Here is a 16,357-nt window from a genome sequence, read left to right on the forward strand (position 1 = left end):
CAGGTGCCGCCCGCGCGTGGCTTCGCGCGGGCGGCGGACCGTACGTGGGGGGATGCTCAGAGGCCGGCGGCGGCGCTCTGGATTGCGGAGGCGAAGGTGCTCACCTCGGTGTAGACGCCCGGGTACCCGGCTCGCGCGCAGCCTTCGCCCCAGCTGACGATGCCGACCTGGATCCACTGGTTGTTGTTGTCCTTGCGGAACATCGGACCGCCGGAGTCGCCCTGGCACGTGTCGACGCCGCCCTGGGTGAAGCCGGCGCAGATCTCCTCGCCGGGTATCAGGTCGCCGCCGTAGGAGCTGCTGCAGGACGCGTCGCTGACGAACGGGACCTTGGCCTTGTACAGGTAGCGCTGCTGGCCGCCGCCCTCGCTTCTGGCGCCCCAGCCCGCGATGTCGAACGTGCCGGAGTTGAACGCGGTCGTGCCGGCGATGTTCAGGGTCGGCAGGTTGATGGGCTTGGCGAGCTTGATCAGCGCCCAGTCCTTTCCGCTGCCGTTGTAGCCGGGGGCCTGCAGCACACGCGTGGACTTGACCTTGATGGCGCTGCCGCTCTGCAGGTCGACGACGCCCGCCGTCGCGGTGATGGACGTGTTCGCGCCGCTGCCGTTCACACAGTGCGCGGCGGTGAGGACGATCTGCTGGGTGTACAGCGCGCCACCGCAGCCCATGGACAGCCGGACCATCCAGGGGAACTCGCCCTGCGCCGCGCGGGTGCCGCCGACGACGGACGGACTGGGCTCCGGGCTGGGGGCGGTCGCCTGGGCGCTGAGGGGCTGGAGGCTGAAGACGGCGAGGGTGATCGCGCCGAGCGCCGCGTACCTTTTGAGTGGCTTCAGGCCGAGGTGCAGACCGAGTGGCTTCAGGAAGTTCTTCAACGTTCTTCCTCTCGTGTGGGGGAAGGCACGTGGCGGCAGGTGCATGACAACTCTGAATCCGGAAGGCACCGCCGGACTTCCGGTTCAGGTGGGGGATGCCGCAAGAGTGCCGGTGTGAGTGTGCTGGCGGAGCGAACCCTGCGGCAAGTGGGCCTTTTCGGCCACGGACGTCCGTTCCCGGAAGCCGGCACGGTCGGCGCGTCGCCGTCCGACCCCGGGGGTCGGTTTCAGGTAGCGGCGCTCACGAGATATCTTGATGTCGAGACGTTTGTCGATGTGAAGCGGAGTACTGGTGACTGACTCGACCATTATCTATACGCACACTGACGAGGCCCCGGCCTTGGCGACGTATTCGCTTCTGCCGGTGATCCAGGCCTATGCCTCGACCGCGGGCGTCCGCGTCGAGACCCGCGACATCTCGCTCAGCGGCCGCATCATCGCCAGCTTCCCCGAGCGTCTCGCGGAGAACCAGCGGGTCGACGACGCGCTCGCCGAGCTCGGCACGCTGGCCAAGACCCCCGAAGCCAACATCGTCAAGCTGCCGAACATCTCGGCCTCGATCCCGCAGCTCAAGGCGGCCATCGCCGAGCTGCAGTCGATCGGCTACGCGCTGCCGGACTACCCGGACGACCCGAAGACCGACGAGGACCGGGACGTCCGCGCCCGCTACGACAAGGTCAAGGGCAGCGCCGTCAACCCGGTGCTCCGCGAGGGCAACTCCGACCGCCGCGCACCCGCGTCCGTCAAGAACTACGCCAAGGCGCACCCGCACCGCATGGGCGCGTGGACGGCCGACTCGAAGACGAACGTCGCGCACATGACCGCCGACGACTTCCGCTCCACCGAGAAGTCCACGGTCATCGCCGCGGACGGCTCGCTGCGCATCGAGCTCGTGGGTGACGACGGCAGCACCACGGTGCTGCGCGAGTCGGTACCTGTGCTCGCCGGCGAGGTCGTGGACGCGTCCGTCATGCGGGTCGCCGCGCTGCGTGGTTTCTTCACCGCGCAGGTCGCCCGGGCCAAGGCCGAGGGCGTGCTGTTCTCGGTGCACCTCAAGGCCACGATGATGAAGGTCTCCGACCCGATCATCTTCGGCCACGTCGTGCGGGCCTTCTTCCCGAAGACGTTCGCCGAGTACGGCCGGACGCTGGCCGCGGCCGGCCTGAGCCCGAACGACGGGCTCGGCGGCATCCTCAAGGGCCTGGAGTCGCTGCCCGAGGGCGCGAAGATCAAGGCGTCCTTCGAGGCCGAGATCGCCGAGGGCCCCGAGCTGGCCATGGTGGACTCCGACCGGGGCATCACCAACCTGCACGTGCCGAGCGATGTCATCGTCGACGCCTCGATGCCGGCCATGATCCGCACCTCCGGCCACATGTGGGGCCCGGACGGTTCGGAGGCCGACACCCTCGCCGTCATCCCCGACAGCAGCTACGCGGGCATCTACCAGGTCGTCATCGACGACTGCCGCGCGCACGGCGCCTACGACCCGGCGACCATGGGCTCCGTCCCGAACGTCGGCCTCATGGCGCAGGCGGCCGAGGAGTACGGCAGCCACGACAAGACCTTCGAGATCCCGGCCACCGGCACCGTCCGGGTCATCGACACCGACGGCAACGCCGTACTCGAGCAGACGGTCGGCGCGGGCGACGTGTTCCGCATGTGCCAGACCAAGGACGTGCCGATCCGCGACTGGGTCAAGCTCGCCGTGAAGCGGGCCCGCGCCACCGGCAACCCGACCGTGTTCTGGCTCGACGAGGGCCGCGCGCACGACGCCAACCTGATCGCCAAGGTCAAGGCGTACCTGCCCGAGCACGACACCGACGGGCTGCAGATCGAGATCATGACCCCGGAGCAGGCGACCGCGTTCTCCCTGGAGCGCATCCGCCGCGGCGAGGACACCATCTCGGTCACCGGCAACGTGCTGCGCGACTACCTGACGGACCTCTTCCCGATCCTGGAGCTCGGCACGAGCGCCAAGATGCTCTCCGTCGTCCCGCTGATCAACGGCGGCGGCCTGTTCGAGACGGGCGCCGGCGGCTCCGCCCCGAAGCACGTCCAGCAGCTGCTCAAGGAGAACTACCTCCGCTGGGACAGCCTGGGTGAGTTCCTCGCCCTCGCGGTCAGCTTCGAGCACCTGGCGCAGACCACGGGCAACGCGCGCGCCCAGGTCCTCGCCGACACCCTCGACCGGGCGACCGGCACGTTCCTCAACGAGGACAAGTCGCCGAGCCGCAAGCTCGGTGGCATCGACAACCGCGGCAGCCACTTCTACCTGGCGCTGTACTGGGCGCAGGAGCTGGCCGAGCAGACCGAGGACGCGCAGCTGGCCGGCGCGTTCGCGGGTCTCGCCGCGACGCTGGCCGAGCAGGAGCGGACCATCGTCGACGAGCTCATCGCCGTCCAGGGTTCGCCGACCGACATCGGCAGCTACTACCGTCCCGACGACGCCAAGGCCTCGGCCGTGATGCGCCCGTCGAAGACGTTCAACGACGCCATCGCGACCCTCGGCTGACGAGAGACGCACGGCGGGGCCCGACGGCCCGGGAGCGATCCCGGGCCGGCGGGCCTTCGTGTTTCCCGGACCTCAGCGCGCGGCCGGCGTGGTGGTGGAGTAGAAGTGGGCGCCCGTTCCGGCCAGCGCGCCCTTGCCGACGATGAGGTACTCGTCGCGGATGGGCGCACCGGCGAACCAGGATTCGAGGATCTGGCGTGGTGCCCTGGCGGGGCGACCGCTACGAGGGGCGGCCCGTGGCGAGGTCCTTCAGCAGGTTCTCGATCGTCGTCAGGCGGGCCTGCAGGGCCTCGACGTCACCGCGGGTGGCGTTCTGCTCGGTGGGCTTGAGGGTGATGATCAGATGGCCGTCCGGTTCCAGCCGGCCCGAGGCGACATCCGCGATCGCCTCACCGTTCTGCATCCGGACCGCGTGCTCGATCTCGGCAGACCGCAGCGCCAGGTCGCGCATGGCCTGCGGCACGAGCTTGCCGTCCTCGATGACGGTGGTCGGGGTTCCTTCCAGCAGCCGTTCCGCACGGGCGTCGCCGGCTAGCCAGCGGTTCACCGCGGAGTTGATGGCGATCAGCGTGAACGCGCCGATCACCCCGCCAAGCAGGCTGTTGTCCGCCCCGATGATCGCGTTCTGCACGACGTTGGACAGCAGGAAGATCACGACGAAGTCGAAGGTGTTCAGGTTCGCCAGGCCCCGTTTTCCGGCCAGTCGGAACAGGATCAGGATCAGGGCGTAGACCAGGACGGTGCGGATGATCTTCTCCGCGATCGGCACCTGAACTGACATCAGGTCATGCCACACGACAACTCCTCCGGATTGTGACGCCCACCAGGACCCGCCGGTCAGGCAGCGCAGAGGGTCACGCTACGCGCCGTCGGTCCGGCGCACGCCCGTGCGCCGCGCCGTCGGTCACCGGCGGTCCGCAGCCACTGCTGGCTCGTGCTTCCTGTGTCGCTCTGCTGCACTACGGCCGCGAGGTCGGCGGTGGAGTCACCGGCCACGCCGAGGACCTTGCCGCTGCGGCCGCTCACGATCCTGACGTAGCCGCCGCCCGCGTCGGCCAGCGTCCACTGCTGGTTCGTGCCGCCGTGCGGCTGTACCGGATCAGCGCCGTACCGGTGGAGGTGGAGGCGCCGGGTACGTGGATGGCCTTGTCGCTGCGGCGGTTGACCAGCGTGAAGACGGTCGGCATGGGGGTGGGGGTCAGGGTGGTGGTCCCGCCGGAGGCCAGGGTCATGTCCTGGCTCCACGCGCCGGCCCGGACGGTGGTACGGGTGCCGCCCACGCTGTGCAGGGTGACCGAGGTGACCTGGCCCGCGCTCCCGGCCCTCGGCGCGACGAGCAAGGCGGATCTCCGTGCGCTGCTCCGGGCGGAGCCGAAGCTGATCCTCGGGGTCCTCGTCTTCATCGCGGCGGCCGTCGCGGCCCGCCGGGGATCCAGGAAGGCCATCAGGTCGCAGGACTTCGGAACGTGGCTGTGGGACGAGAGCAGCCGACAGGGCTGACCGGCCGTTAACGGCTGTTCAATGCCCCGTTCTCCGGGAAGCACCTCCGCCATCACATACAACCATTAAGGTCTCATTCGCACGTTCGAGTACATGGACGGCCTCGGCTGCGCCGGCAACTCCTCCGCCGATTCCGCCGCCACCGGCAACTGGAGCTCCTGAGCATGTATCTCGCGGACCGCTCCGCCCCCAGCGGGGCGACCACCACGCCGGGCCGTACACGCGGCCGCCGGTTTCCCGGGGTCTCCTCGGTGGTGTTCGCGCTGGGCGCGGTCAGCCTCATCACCGACATCTCCTCCGAGATGGTCACCGCCGTCCTGCCGCTGTACCTCGTCGTGGGGCTCGGCCTCAGCCCGCTGGGCTTCGGCGCGCTCGACGGTGTCTACAACGGTGTCAGCGCGCTGGTCCAACTGGCGGGCGGCCACCTCGCCGACCGGGTGCGGAACCACAAACTCATAGCCGGGCTCGGCTACGGACTGTCCGCGGTGTGCAAACCGCTGCTGCTCCTCGTGCACAGCCTGGGTCCGCTGGGCGTGGTGCTCGCGCTGGAGCGCACCGGCAAGGGGCTGCGCACCGCCCCGCGCGACGCGATGATCTCCCTGTCCACGCCACCGGAGTTCCAGGGCCGGGCCTTCGGCGTGCACCGGGCGATGGACACCACCGGCGCGGTGCTCGGACCCGTCGCCGCGTTCCTGATCCTGCGCGCGGCGACCGACGGCTACGACGCCGTCTTCGGCGTCAGCGCCTGCGTGGCCGTACTCGGCGTGCTGGTCCTGATGCTGTTCGTACCCGGGAAAGTGCGCGCCGGGCAGGCCGAACCGGTGACACCGGACGAGGCCGGGAGTGGGGAGCGGGCCGGGGCCGAGGTCGTGGACAAGCAACCCGTCGACCTTCGCGAGGCGTTGCGCCTCTTGCGCATGCCGCGGCTGCGCGGGCTCGCCGGCTGCGCCGCCCTGCTCGGCCTCACCACCGTCAGCGACGCCTTCGTCTATCTGCTGCTGCAACGCCGTACCGGCATCAGCGAGTACTGGTTCCCGCTGATGCCGCTCGGCACCGCCGCGGTGTTCCTGCTGCTGGCCGTGCCCGTCGGTACGTTGGCCGACCGGGTCGGGCGGCGCGTCGTGTTCCTTGTGGGGCACGCCCTGCTGCTCCTCGCGTACACGCTGCTGCTCTGGGCCCCCGACCTGCCGGCCCTGCCCTATCTCGTGCTCGCGCTGCACGGCATGTTCTACGCCGCGACCGATGGTGTGCTGCCGGCCGCGGTCGCCGCCATCGTGCCCGAGCAGTTGCGGGCCAGCGGCCTCGCGCTGGTCGGCACCGGCCAGGCGCTGGCCCGGTTCTGCTGCTCGATCGCCTTCGGTGCGGCCTGGACCGTCTGGGGAGACGGTCCGGCGCTGGCGGGATCCGCGGTGGGCCTGCTCTGCTGCGCGGCCGTCGCGGGTGTGGTGCTGCGGCCGCCGGGCGGCCGCGCATGATCCGGCACCGTGTACCGACGCCCGCCGCGGTGACGTGTGTACCGACGCTTTCTGTCGCCTCGCAGCTCCCCGCCACTCCTGTCCCGGCATCCGCAAGGATCCCGATGACGCCAAAGCGCCGCCTGCTCATACTCGCCACGGCGGTGCTCCTCCTCGCGGGGCTGGGAATCGGACTGGTCCTGCACGCCGCCTCCCGCGCATACAAGAAGAACCAGCCACAGTCGGGCGCGGTCGGGACCACCGACTTGTGGAGCGTTCCCGCCGACGGCGCCGGAACGCCCCGCCTGCTGATCCCCGGCGCTTCTTCCCCCGCGCCTCTGTAACCACGGCGGACGACCGCGGGACCACCCACGATATGCAGGATGGTTGACGGTCGTCGAAATGGCGGCATAGCCTCAGGGGGAGCAGGTCGAGCGTGTGCGTGGCGCGCCGCGATGTCAGTGACACGTGTCTCTTCGCACCTCGGCCGTAGCTGCCAAGCCTCTGCCGACGCTCGTCGGCCGCCAGGGAAGGAAGCCTCTGATGGTTGGTGCCGGAGACCAGGATGTGCCCGTCGTGGAGTTGTCCACGGGCACGTTGCGCGGCCGCACGGAGGGCGGGGTCGCGGTGTTCAAGGGGGTGCCGTACGCCGAGCCGCCCATCGGCGACCTGCGGTGGCGCCCGGCGCGGCCGCACCCGGGCTGGAGCGGAACGAGGGATGCGACGGCCTACGGTCCCAGCGCCCCGCAGATGTTCATGGAGGGCGGTGACCCGGTACTCGGCGGCCACGGCTTCCCGCCCTTCGACGAGGACTGCCTGACGCTCAACGTCTGGACGCCGTCCTCCGACGCCTCCGGCCGGCCGGTGCTGGTCTGGATCCACGGCGGCGGCTTCGTCTCCGGGTCCGGCTCGCTGCCCAACTACTCCGGTGAGACCTTCGCGCGCAACGGCGACCTTGTGGTGGTGTCCATCAACTACCGCATCGGTCCGCTGGGTTACCTCTCGTTCGGCTCGGACGCGGACGGGGAGCCCGCCAATTTCTGGCTCACCGACCAGGTCGCCGCGCTGCGCTGGGTGCGGGAGAACATCGCGGAGTTCGGCGGCGACCCCGACAACATCACCGTTGCCGGCCAGTCGGGCGGCGCCATCTCCACGGCGGCGCTCGCCGGCCACCCGGAGGGCAGAACCCTGTTCCACCGCGCCATCCTGCAGAGCCCGCCCTTCGGCCTGCACGTTCCCACCCGCGCCGAAGCCCTGGAGCGGACCACCGTCTACCAGGAGATCCTCGGCGCCAAGGGCATCGCGGACCTGCGGGCCGTGCCCTGGCCGCGGCTGATCGAGGCGGGCGGGGAACTGTTCGGGCGCACGATGCGCTGGGGCTACTGGCCCACACCGTTCCTGCCCGTCATCGACGAGGCGACGATGGACCGGCACCCCGTCGAGACGCTGCTCAACGGCGCCGGGTCGGACATCGACGTGCTGATCGGCTGGACCAGGGAAGAGGCCAACTTCGGGTTCGGGCTCGACGAGAGGTACGCCGCCGCCACCCGGGACGAGGTGATCAGCAGGGCGGCGGACACCTTCGGTGAGGGGGCGGCGGAGGCGTACGCGGCCTACGCGGCGACCCGGCCGGGCGCGCGGCCGGTGGACGTGCTGATGGATCTGATCTCGGACGAGCTGTTCCGCGTGCCGAGCGTGGATCTGGCCGAGCGCCGGGCCGCCCAGGGGCGACCGGTGTGGGTGTACCAATTCGACTTCCCGACCCCCGCGCACGACGGCCGGCTCGGTGCCGCCCACTGCCTGGAACTGCCCTTCACCTTCAACAACTTCGACCAGTGGTCGCACGCGCCCTTCCTGGAGGGGATCCGGCCCGCGGCGCGCGACGGCCTCGCCGCGTCCATGCACCAGGCGTGGATCTCCTTCATCCGCACCGGCGATCCGAACCATGCGGCGCTGCCAGTCTGGGAGCGCTATGACGAGCAGTCCCGTACGACCATGCGTTTCGACTCCGTGATCACGGCCACCGCCGACCTCGCGGGGGACTCGCGGAGATTGCACGGTTCTGCGAGCCGGTGATAACGCGTGTAACCTGATCTCTGAACCTGTGTGCTCCGGGCTGACGTGCCCGTGGGCGCACCACCGGGGAATTGATCAAGGAAGTCATGGCCAAGGACGCTCCCGCTCAGCCGCCACGGACCATCACCAGCGCGGATGTGGCGCGCCTGGCCGGGGTGTCCCGGGCCACGGTGTCCTTCGTGCTCAACGACACCCAGGCGCACCGGGTCAGCGAGAGCACCCGCGCCCGGGTACTGACCGCCGCCGACCAGCTGGGCTACGTCCCGCACGCCGCCGCGCGTTCGCTGCGTGCCGGACGTAGCAATCTGGTGCTGATGCCGTCATCGGTGTCGGCGATCGGCAGGCTGGTCAGCGATTGGGTGGACGATCTGCACAGCGAGCTCGACCGGCGCGGTTACACGGTTGTGCTCCATGCCGGCCGCTTCCCCGACGCCGTCACCGCCGCGCGCGCGTGGGCCGAGCTGCGGCCGGCGGCGGTGTTCGCTCTCTCCGGCGACTCCTTCACCCCGGAAGCGGCCGATCTCCTGCAGCGCGCGGGAATCCGCGGGCTGCTGGCGTTCGCCGCCCGTCCGCTGGCCGGTGCGCACACCATCGCGTTCGACCACGCGGACATCGGCGCCGCCGCCGTCGACCACCTCGTCGCGCGGGGGCGGCGCAACATCGCCGTGCTGATGCCGCAGGAGCGCGGCCTGAGCGCCTTCGCCGAACCGCGGCTGGCCGGAGCGCAAGGCGTCGCGGCCACACGCATGGCGACCGTGACCGCCGTGGAGGTGGCGTACACCCAGGACTCCGCGGCCCAGTTGGCGGAGCGCTGGCGGGAGCTGGGCTTCGACGCGGTGTTCGCCTACAACGACGAGTACGCGGCGCTGCTGATGCACGCCTTCCAGGACGTGGGCATCGGTGTCCCGGAGGACGTGGCCGTGGTCGGCGCCGACGATCTGGTGCTGGCCTCGCTGCAGCGCCCCCCGCTCACTTCCATCCGCCTCAACCTGCCGGGGCCGGGCGTCATCGCCGAGACGCTCCAGCAGCTGATCGAGCACGGAACAGCGGAGCCCGTCGACCCGGTGGACGTCACCCTCATCCACCGGGCGTCCTCCTAGCGTCCGATCATTGGGTCCGGCGACCGTTCAACTTGATCGGCTCCGCCCGCGACGCCGTTGACTTGGGAATTCACTGATCCAACTGGCGCCCGCATCTGGCGTCGTGCGGGGGCTGCCGATTCGCCGGTGCACCCGCAAACGGGCCATGCCGTTCCTCCGTGCCGTCGATCGCCCACACCCGCATCCACCGCCCCGTGCTGACCGACAAGATCCGCCGGACAGGCTCTGAGTGCGGCCCAGTTGGCAGCGCCAGGACGCCTCCGGGTTGCCGCTACCGGCAACCCGGTGAACTCCGTCATCACAGGTCACAAGGCGCGTCTTCGTCATCAAGGCACCCGCAGACGGTCACCGGTCCCTGGATCCACTGGATCCAGCTTCAAATGGTGGGCACAAATTCCACACATCCACCTCTTCAGACGGGCCCCGAGGGTCTAGACTGACCGTGCTTCACATGGTGGGATACGAGGCGACAAATCATGATCTCCAGGTCAGGCGTTGCGGGCAGCCAACAGCTGCGTCTCCGCCGCCGGATATGGGGGTGATCAATTCCTGGAGCCCGCGAAGGGGGCTTGGGTGCGGGGAGCACCCGAGGTTTCGACGGGTTCCCGCGCACCTTGAGAGTTCGGCAGGACACGTGAGTCCGCTGTTGTCGGGGTGGGTTGTTCAAGTAGCTCTGAAATAGCCCGGGTTGTCATGCGGGCGGGGGCCTCCCGAGAGGAGGAACAGTGCGGGGGGCGGGGGCCTCCCGAGGGGAGCAACAGTGTTGGACGAACACGTCGAGCCACTGGGGACCTGGGGGGTTCTGTGCGGCAAGGGGGACTAGTCAGGCCGTTTCCGTCGGCGCGCGGGCGTCTGGCGAACGGAGCGATCAGACAGCCCGCGTTCGAATGGGAGCAGCGGTACCGCCGTGCCGTGGTCACCGGCGATACGGTGGCCACCGCCTTCGTGGTGGCGGCGATCGGCAACTTCTTCAGGGCCCGGGACGCGGCCAACTGGCATGAGAACTGGGGAACTTCTCACATTCGGCACCGAGCTGCTGGTGCTGGGAGCGCTTGCGGTGAGCCGGTCGTGGGCTCCGGCCGTGCTCGGCCAGGGCGCCGAGGAATTCCGCCGGCTCGGACGCTCACTGTTCACGGCGACCGTCGTGCCTGCGCTCGGCGGGATCGCCCGCACCTCGCGCAACATCAAGCTCTGGATCTTCGTCGCGATCCCCGCGATCGAACTCGTCACCACGGTGAATTTGTGGAAGACGCCGCGCGCGGTGCTTCAGGGGCAGGGGGCCTTCTGATGCGCGGGGGGCGCCGTCCGGTCGGCGCACGGACCGCAGGCCGAATGGCCGGCGGACGGACAGCAGGCCGAAAGGGCCTGCCCGGGGGGAGGAACGGGACATGAGAGTAAGCGTCTTTGGGCTCGGCTACGTGGGCTGCGTGTCGGCCGCGTGCCTGGCCAGCCTGGGTCACGAGGTCATCGGGGTGGACGTGAGCCAGGTGAAGGTCGACCTGGTCAACGACGGCAAGGCCCCGGTGGTCGAGGAGCGGATCGGCGAGCTCATCGCCGAGGCCGTGCGGACCGGAGCTTTACACGCCACCGGCGACGTCCGCGAGGCGATCATGGGCAGCGAGGTGTCGCTGATCTGCGTGGGCACGCCGTCGGAGCCCAACGGCAGCCTGTGCACCACGTACTTGGAGCGGGTCACCGAGCAGATCGGTGCTGCGGTGGCCGAGCGGGGTGGGCGGCAGACCGTCGTGTTCCGCAGCACCATGCTCCCGGGCACCTGCCTGAACCTGCTGGTGCCGATCCTGGAGAAGTACGTCGGCGGCACGGCCGGGGTGGACTTCGGGGTCGCGGTCAACCCGGAGTTCCTGCGCGAGGGCACGAGCGTGCGGGACTTCTTCGACCCGCCCAAGACCGTCATCGGCGAACTCGACCCGGCAAGTGGCGACGTGGTGGCGGCGCTGTACGACGGAGTGCCCGGCGAGGTGTTCCGGGTGCCGATCCCGACGGCCGAGGCGATCAAGTACGCGGACAACGCGTTCCACGGACTGAAGATCGGCTTCGCGAACGAGCTGGGCGCGGTGTGCCAGGCGCTCGGGGTGGACTCGCACCAGGTGATAGACGTGTTCCTGGCCGACCGCAAGCTGAACATCAGCCCCGCCTACCTGCGACCCGGCTTCGCCTTCGGTGGCTCCTGCCTGCCCAAGGACCTGCGCAGCCTGGTCCACGCCGCACGGCGGGCCGACGTCTCGGTGCCCATCCTCGCCCACGTACTGCCCTCCAACTCCGACCATCTGCAGCGCGCGGTGGAGCTCGTCGAGCGCACCGGCAAGCGTCGGGTGGGCCTGTTCGGTCTTTCCTTCAAACCCGGCACCGACGACCTCCGCGAGAGCCCGCTCGTCGAGCTGGCGGAGAGACTCTTCGGCAAGGGTTACGACCTGCGGATCTACGACCCCAACGTGAACCTCTCCCGGCTGCTCGGCGCGAACCGCGAGTACATCGAGACCCGGCTGCCGCACCTCGCACAGCTGCTCGCGGGCTCCGTCGGCGAGGTGATGGAGCACGCCGAGGTGTGCCTGATCGGAACCAGGGATCCGGACGTGCTTTCGGCGCTGCCCCATGGCGAAGGACCGGTGCTCATCGACCTCATCCACCTTCCCGACGCCGACGTGCGCCGGGCCGAACCGGGGTACGTGGGCCTTGCTTGGTGACGCGGTCAGCGGCGACGGGACGGCCGGTCGCGCGCTGATCCTGGTGGAGAACCTGTCGGTGCCGTTCGACCGGCGGGTGTGGCAGGAGTGCACGACGCTGCGCGACGCGGGCTGGACGGTGCACGTCATCTGCCCCCAAGGGACAAAGCGGGACACCGAGGCGGAGGCGGAGATCGACGGGGTGCGGATCCACCGCTACCCGTTGCGCGCGGCCACCGGAGGGCCGGCAGGCTACCTGCGGGAGTACGGATCGGCGTTGTGGCACACGTTCCGGCTGGCCCGCAAGGTCGGCCCGGTCGACGTGGTCCACGCCTGCAACCCGCCCGACCTGCTGTTCCTGCCGGCACTGTGGCTGAAGCGGCGCGGGGCACGGTTCGTCTTCGACCAGCACGACCTGGTACCGGAGCTGTACCTTTCCCGGTTCGACCGCGGCGAGGATCTGCTCTACCGCGCCGTGTGCGCGCTGGAACGGCGGACCTACCGGGCCGCGGACGTCGTGCTCGCCACGAACGAGAGCTACCGGGACGTGGCACTGCGCCGTGGCGGCCGCCAACCGGCGGACGTCTTCGTGGTGCGCAGCGCGCCCCAGACCGACCGGTTCCAACCGGTGCCGCCCGAGCCGGAGTTGAAGAACGGCAAGCCCCATTTGCTGTGCTACCTCGGCGTCATGGGCCCGCAGGACGGCGTCGACTACGCCTTGCGGGCCCTCGCGAAGCTGCGCGACGAGCTCGGGCGGACCGACTGGCACGCCGTGTTCGTCGGTTCCGGCGACGCCTTCGACGCGATGGTGGAGCTGTCCCGGCAGCTCGGGCTGTCCGATCAGGTGGAGTTCACCGGGCGCATTCCGGACGCCGACCTGGTGCGCTACCTGTCCACCGCGGACGTGTGCCTCTCTCCCGACCCGCGCAATCCGCTCAACGACGTGTCGACCATGAACAAGGTCCTGGAGTACATGGCGATGGGCCGGCCGATCATCTCGTTCGACCTCCGGGAGGCGCGGGTCTCCGCCGGCGACGCCGCCCTCTACGCGCCCGCCAATGACGAGGCCGAATTCGCCAAGCTCATCGCGCTGCTCCTTGACGATCCGGAGAAGCGGGCCCAGATGGGCAAGATCGGCCAGGAGCGGATCAGCGGACAGCTTTCCTGGCGGAACTCGCAAGCGTCGCTGCTCGCCGCCTACGCCGCTGCGTGCCGTGACCACACCCCGGTGTCGGCGGGCGACCCGGTCCGCACAGGGAAGAGGCAGCACCGTTGAGCGATGACACGATCCGCCTGGTCACGATCGGGTGGATTCTCAGTCGACGGTGGCGGCTTCTCGCCGTCCTCGCCCTGGTGGGCGCGCTCGTCGGCTACGGCACCTCGGTGCTGTTCCCGCCGCGGTACACGACGTCGGCATCGGTACTGCTGCCAGGGCAGTGGGAAGAGCGCGAGCTCCTGACTCAGGTGGATATCGCGACCAGTTCGGTGGTGGTCGACCGCGCGGCCGCCGCTCTCGACTGGACCAAGGTCAGCGGCACCGAGCTGCGGGATCGAGTGAGCGCCAAGGCCGCCGACGGGAACATCATCAAGATCTCGGGAACGGCCGACACCCCGGAGCACGCGCAGCAGCTCTCCGACCGGATGGCCCAGCAATTCGTCAAATTCGCCGCGCGGATCGCAGGCGGCAGCACCGACCCCGACGCGGCTACCGGGACTGAGGCCCTGCGGCAGAACGTGGTGGAGACCAACCGCCGCATCACCGACCTGGCCAATGCGGCAGATCCGGGGCAGACCGTGGAGAGCGTGCAGGCCCGCACCGACCTCGAGAAGTTGCGCACTTCGCTGGAGGAGGCCATGACGAAGCTGGACCAGGCCGACCCGGCGACCAACAAGGCCGGCATGGTCGTCATGGGGCCGGCGGCCCGGCCGACCGGTGAGGCGCCGCCGACGAGGATGCAGCTCATCGTCGGCGGGGCGCTGCTGTTCTTCCTGCTCGCGGTCATCGGCCATCTCGTCGCCGCACGGGTGAATCGCCGACTGCGCACCGAACCGCAGATCGCCGCGGCGCTGGGCTCGGCGCTCCTCGGCACCGTCGACGTGCCTGATGAACGGCGCGCGCACCAGCCAGCAGGTCGTGGCCCGCGAGCCCGGATCCGCCGACTCCTCGGCGTCGACACCCGGTGGGACATACCGACCCCGCCGAGGTCCGGCGACGAGGCCGGCTCGCGGATCCGCTACCGGCGGGTGTGCGCTCGCCTCCGGGACCAGCTGCCGGCCCCCCGGCGGCTGCTGGTCGTCGTACCGGACGGCGACGAGATCGCCCGCCGGGCCGCCGGGCAGCTCGTCGCCGAGGCCCAGGACGATCCGCAGCTGCGGGTGGTGGAGGTCTCGGTGGACCGGCCGACAGTGCCGGACCGCGACACCGAGTCCGGTGCCCTGGTCGTGCTCAGCGCGGGCAGCTGGACCGCTGAGGAGCTCGCCGGCATCGCCGAGGCGTGTGCGGACGGCAGGCATGAGGTTGTCGGCATCGTCGTCGCCGGCACGGTCCGGGCCAGTCCGACGCGATCCGCCGACCATCCTCCGGACAACGCCACTGCGGCGCTCGCGGTTCACAGTCACGCGACGGGAGGTTCGGTGTGACGACGAGCACGACTTCGGAGTCGTCGGCAGCCACTCCGCTCCTTGACCTGCAGGGACTGGTGGTGGCGGTGCGCAGGCGCCGCCGCCTCTGGTGCTCCCTGGCGCTCCTGGGACTGCTGCTCGGCGCGGCGGTGGCGGTCCTGCGGCCGCCGCCGCCGGCCGCGGTGACCAAGGTGCTGGTCGCGCATCAGCAGGACCAGCCGAACGACCCCGGAACGCTGATCCGCACCGACGTCGCGCTGCTGCAAACCACGCGAATCGCCGGTATGGCCCTGCAGTCCCTCGGCTCCCCTGAAAAACCAGAGGACTTCATGCCGGACTACGCGGGTGTCGGCCTGACCAACAACCTGCTGCAGATCAATGTGACAGGTGACACCGACGCGGAAGCGGTGGCCCGCGCCAAGGCGCTGGCCGACGCGTTCGTCTCGGACCATGTGAGACGGATTCAGGAAGCCGCGAACGCCGAGTCCAAGGCTCTGCTCGACCAGCGTGACCGCATGCGGGACGAACTCGCCAAGGTCAACAAGTCGATCGGAAACGGACGGCCGGGGAGTGGGCCGACAGCGTCGGCGGACCTGGAGTCGCTCTTCGCCCGCCGGGCCGAGCTCACCTCGCGGATCACCGATTTCGGCCAGCGCGCCGCGGAGGCGCGCATCGGCACGCCCCAGCTCGTCGCCGGCACACAGATCGTGGACGCCCCGCGCGCGGTGCAGCACTCCCTGCCCAGGGCCGCTGCCACCAACGCCGCGATCGGGCTCGTCCTAGGGCTCGTCCTCGGGCTCGCGGTGGCCGCGGTCGGCACGGTGGTGGCGGACCGCCCCGTGCTGCGCCGGGACATCGCGGCGAACCTGGGCGCCTCGGTCATCGCGGAGCTGCCCCGCCGGTCGGGCAGGCGGTGGCAGCGCCGACGGACCCGGGCGGCCCGCGAACGGCTCACCGCGACCCTGGCCCGCACCGTGCGCGGCTCCGCGGAACCGGTGTCGCTGCTGGAACTGGGCTGTGCGCGCAGCACGAGCGTGATCGCCCTGGACCTCGCCGAGGCACTGATGGCGGAGGGGCCAGTGGTCATCATCGATGGTCTGCCCGGCTCGCAGCTCGCAGGCCGCCGCCCGAAGCCGGGAGACCCGACCGTGGTCAGCGGCGAGGGTGCCGCGGCCGTGTCCCATCAGGAGCGCCGACTCGGTGTCGGCTCGGTGGCCCCCGGCACGGCGTGGACCGGCCTCCCGGACCTCGGTACCCAGACCGTGCTCGTCGTGCGTGCCGGGCACGGCAGCACCGCATGGCTGCACACCGTGGCGCGGCAACTCGCGGACCTGCTCATTCCGGTGATCGGTGTGGTGCTGATCGACCCCGATCCGCGGGACAGGACCGACGGCACCCTGTGGGACGGGCTGCACACCGCGCTGCGCGGTCACAACGAGCGGCTGGCCCGGCAGAACGCGCCGGGCCGACTGCTGACGGAGCGGCCGTCATGGGCCGTACGAGTCCCGGACAGCGATCAGGAGGCACGGTAATA

Annotated in this window: 14 protein-coding genes and 1 pseudogene; 11 read left to right on the top strand and 4 right to left on the bottom strand. The window is 70.3% G+C overall.

The window, feature by feature from the left end; translation table 11 throughout:
* Positions 1-56 precede the first annotated feature (56 nt).
* Complete coding sequence (locus C8250_RS35855) at positions 57-848, bottom strand: serine protease (protein WP_138352578.1); 792 nt, start codon at positions 846-848, stop codon at positions 57-59.
* 319 nt (positions 849-1,167) lie between these two features.
* On the opposite strand from C8250_RS35855, the gene C8250_RS35860 reads away from it, so the two are divergent.
* Positions 1,168-3,387, top strand: a complete 2,220-nt coding sequence (locus C8250_RS35860) for an NADP-dependent isocitrate dehydrogenase (RefSeq protein ID WP_138352481.1) — start codon at positions 1,168-1,170, stop codon at positions 3,385-3,387.
* Between the two features lie 220 nt (positions 3,388-3,607).
* Here the strand turns inward: C8250_RS35860 and C8250_RS35865 are convergent, their stop codons facing one another.
* The 3 genes from C8250_RS35865 to C8250_RS44025 are packed head-to-tail and all read right to left on the bottom strand — an operon-like array spanning position 3,608 to position 4,667.
* Positions 3,608-4,168: a YetF domain-containing protein gene (locus tag C8250_RS35865; RefSeq protein ID WP_244809587.1), complete on the bottom strand. Its 561-nt coding sequence runs from the start codon at positions 4,166-4,168 to the stop codon at positions 3,608-3,610.
* 56 nt (positions 4,169-4,224) lie between these two features.
* A complete protein-coding gene (locus tag C8250_RS44020) occupies positions 4,225-4,413 on the bottom strand; it encodes an RICIN domain-containing protein (protein WP_244809588.1) in 189 nt (62 codons plus the stop codon).
* A complete protein-coding gene (locus C8250_RS44025) occupies positions 4,410-4,667 on the bottom strand; it encodes a hypothetical protein (protein ID WP_244809589.1) in 258 nt (85 codons plus the stop codon). Before C8250_RS44025 ends, C8250_RS44020 begins: the two co-directional genes overlap by 4 nt.
* Before the next feature lie 10 nt (positions 4,668-4,677).
* Here C8250_RS44025 and C8250_RS35875 point away from each other — a divergent pair, with 10 nt between their 5' ends.
* The 10 genes and pseudogenes from C8250_RS35875 (at position 4,678) to C8250_RS35920 (ending at position 16,355) form a co-directional block, all read left to right on the top strand.
* Positions 4,678-4,887, top strand: a complete 210-nt coding sequence (locus C8250_RS35875) for a hypothetical protein (protein ID WP_164292954.1) — start codon at positions 4,678-4,680, stop codon at positions 4,885-4,887.
* Positions 4,888-5,051: 164 nt separating this feature from the next.
* Positions 5,052-6,362, top strand: coding sequence for an MFS transporter (locus C8250_RS35880; protein WP_138352484.1), 1,311 nt, complete (start codon positions 5,052-5,054; stop codon positions 6,360-6,362).
* A gap of 104 nt (positions 6,363-6,466) precedes the next feature.
* Positions 6,467-6,685 carry a hypothetical protein gene (locus tag C8250_RS35885; protein WP_138352485.1) on the top strand — a complete coding sequence of 73 codons (219 nt, stop codon included), beginning with the start codon at positions 6,467-6,469 and terminating at the stop codon, positions 6,683-6,685.
* Between the two features lie 199 nt (positions 6,686-6,884).
* On the top strand, positions 6,885-8,417 hold the full coding sequence (locus tag C8250_RS35890) for a carboxylesterase family protein (RefSeq protein ID WP_138352486.1): 1,533 nt from the start codon (positions 6,885-6,887) through the stop codon (positions 8,415-8,417).
* A gap of 86 nt (positions 8,418-8,503) precedes the next feature.
* Complete coding sequence (locus C8250_RS35895; protein WP_138352487.1) at positions 8,504-9,517, top strand: LacI family DNA-binding transcriptional regulator; 1,014 nt, start codon at positions 8,504-8,506, stop codon at positions 9,515-9,517.
* 912 nt (positions 9,518-10,429) lie between these two features.
* Positions 10,430-10,748 (top strand): annotated as a pseudogene (locus C8250_RS35900) (sugar transferase); the annotation flags it as partial.
* Between the two features lie 157 nt (positions 10,749-10,905).
* Positions 10,906-12,222, top strand: a complete 1,317-nt coding sequence (locus C8250_RS35905; RefSeq protein ID WP_138352488.1) for a nucleotide sugar dehydrogenase — start codon at positions 10,906-10,908, stop codon at positions 12,220-12,222.
* Positions 12,212-13,477, top strand: a complete 1,266-nt coding sequence (locus tag C8250_RS35910) for a glycosyltransferase family 4 protein (protein ID WP_138352489.1) — start codon at positions 12,212-12,214, stop codon at positions 13,475-13,477. The genes C8250_RS35905 and C8250_RS35910 overlap by 11 nt, the downstream gene beginning before the upstream one ends.
* The gene (locus tag C8250_RS35915; protein WP_138352490.1) at positions 13,474-14,841 is read left to right on the top strand and encodes a polysaccharide biosynthesis protein; all 1,368 of its coding nucleotides are present in this window, start codon (positions 13,474-13,476) and stop codon (positions 14,839-14,841) included. The genes C8250_RS35910 and C8250_RS35915 overlap by 4 nt, the downstream gene beginning before the upstream one ends.
* Positions 14,838-16,355, top strand: a complete 1,518-nt coding sequence (locus tag C8250_RS35920) for a Wzz/FepE/Etk N-terminal domain-containing protein (RefSeq protein WP_138352491.1) — start codon at positions 14,838-14,840, stop codon at positions 16,353-16,355. The genes C8250_RS35915 and C8250_RS35920 overlap by 4 nt, the downstream gene beginning before the upstream one ends.
* Positions 16,356-16,357 lie beyond the last annotated feature (2 nt).

Source organism: Streptomyces sp. So13.3, assembly GCF_005860785.2.
Lineage (GTDB): Bacteria > Actinomycetota > Actinomycetes > Streptomycetales > Streptomycetaceae > Actinacidiphila > Actinacidiphila fildesensis.

Excerpts from the sequence above, each read along its gene's own strand:
- C8250_RS35885 (WP_138352485.1), top strand. The coding sequence starts at position 6,467 with ATGACGCCAAAGCGCCGCCTGCTCATACTCGCCACGGCGGTGCTCCTC.
- C8250_RS35905 (WP_138352488.1), top strand. The coding sequence starts at position 10,906 with ATGAGAGTAAGCGTCTTTGGGCTCGGCTACGTGGGCTGCGTGTCGGCC.
- C8250_RS35890 (WP_138352486.1), top strand. The coding sequence starts at position 6,885 with ATGGTTGGTGCCGGAGACCAGGATGTGCCCGTCGTGGAGTTGTCCACG.
- C8250_RS35880 (WP_138352484.1), top strand. The coding sequence starts at position 5,052 with ATGTATCTCGCGGACCGCTCCGCCCCCAGCGGGGCGACCACCACGCCG.
- C8250_RS35895 (WP_138352487.1), top strand. The coding sequence starts at position 8,504 with ATGGCCAAGGACGCTCCCGCTCAGCCGCCACGGACCATCACCAGCGCG.
- C8250_RS35865 (WP_244809587.1), bottom strand. The coding sequence starts at position 4,168 with ATGTCAGTTCAGGTGCCGATCGCGGAGAAGATCATCCGCACCGTCCTG.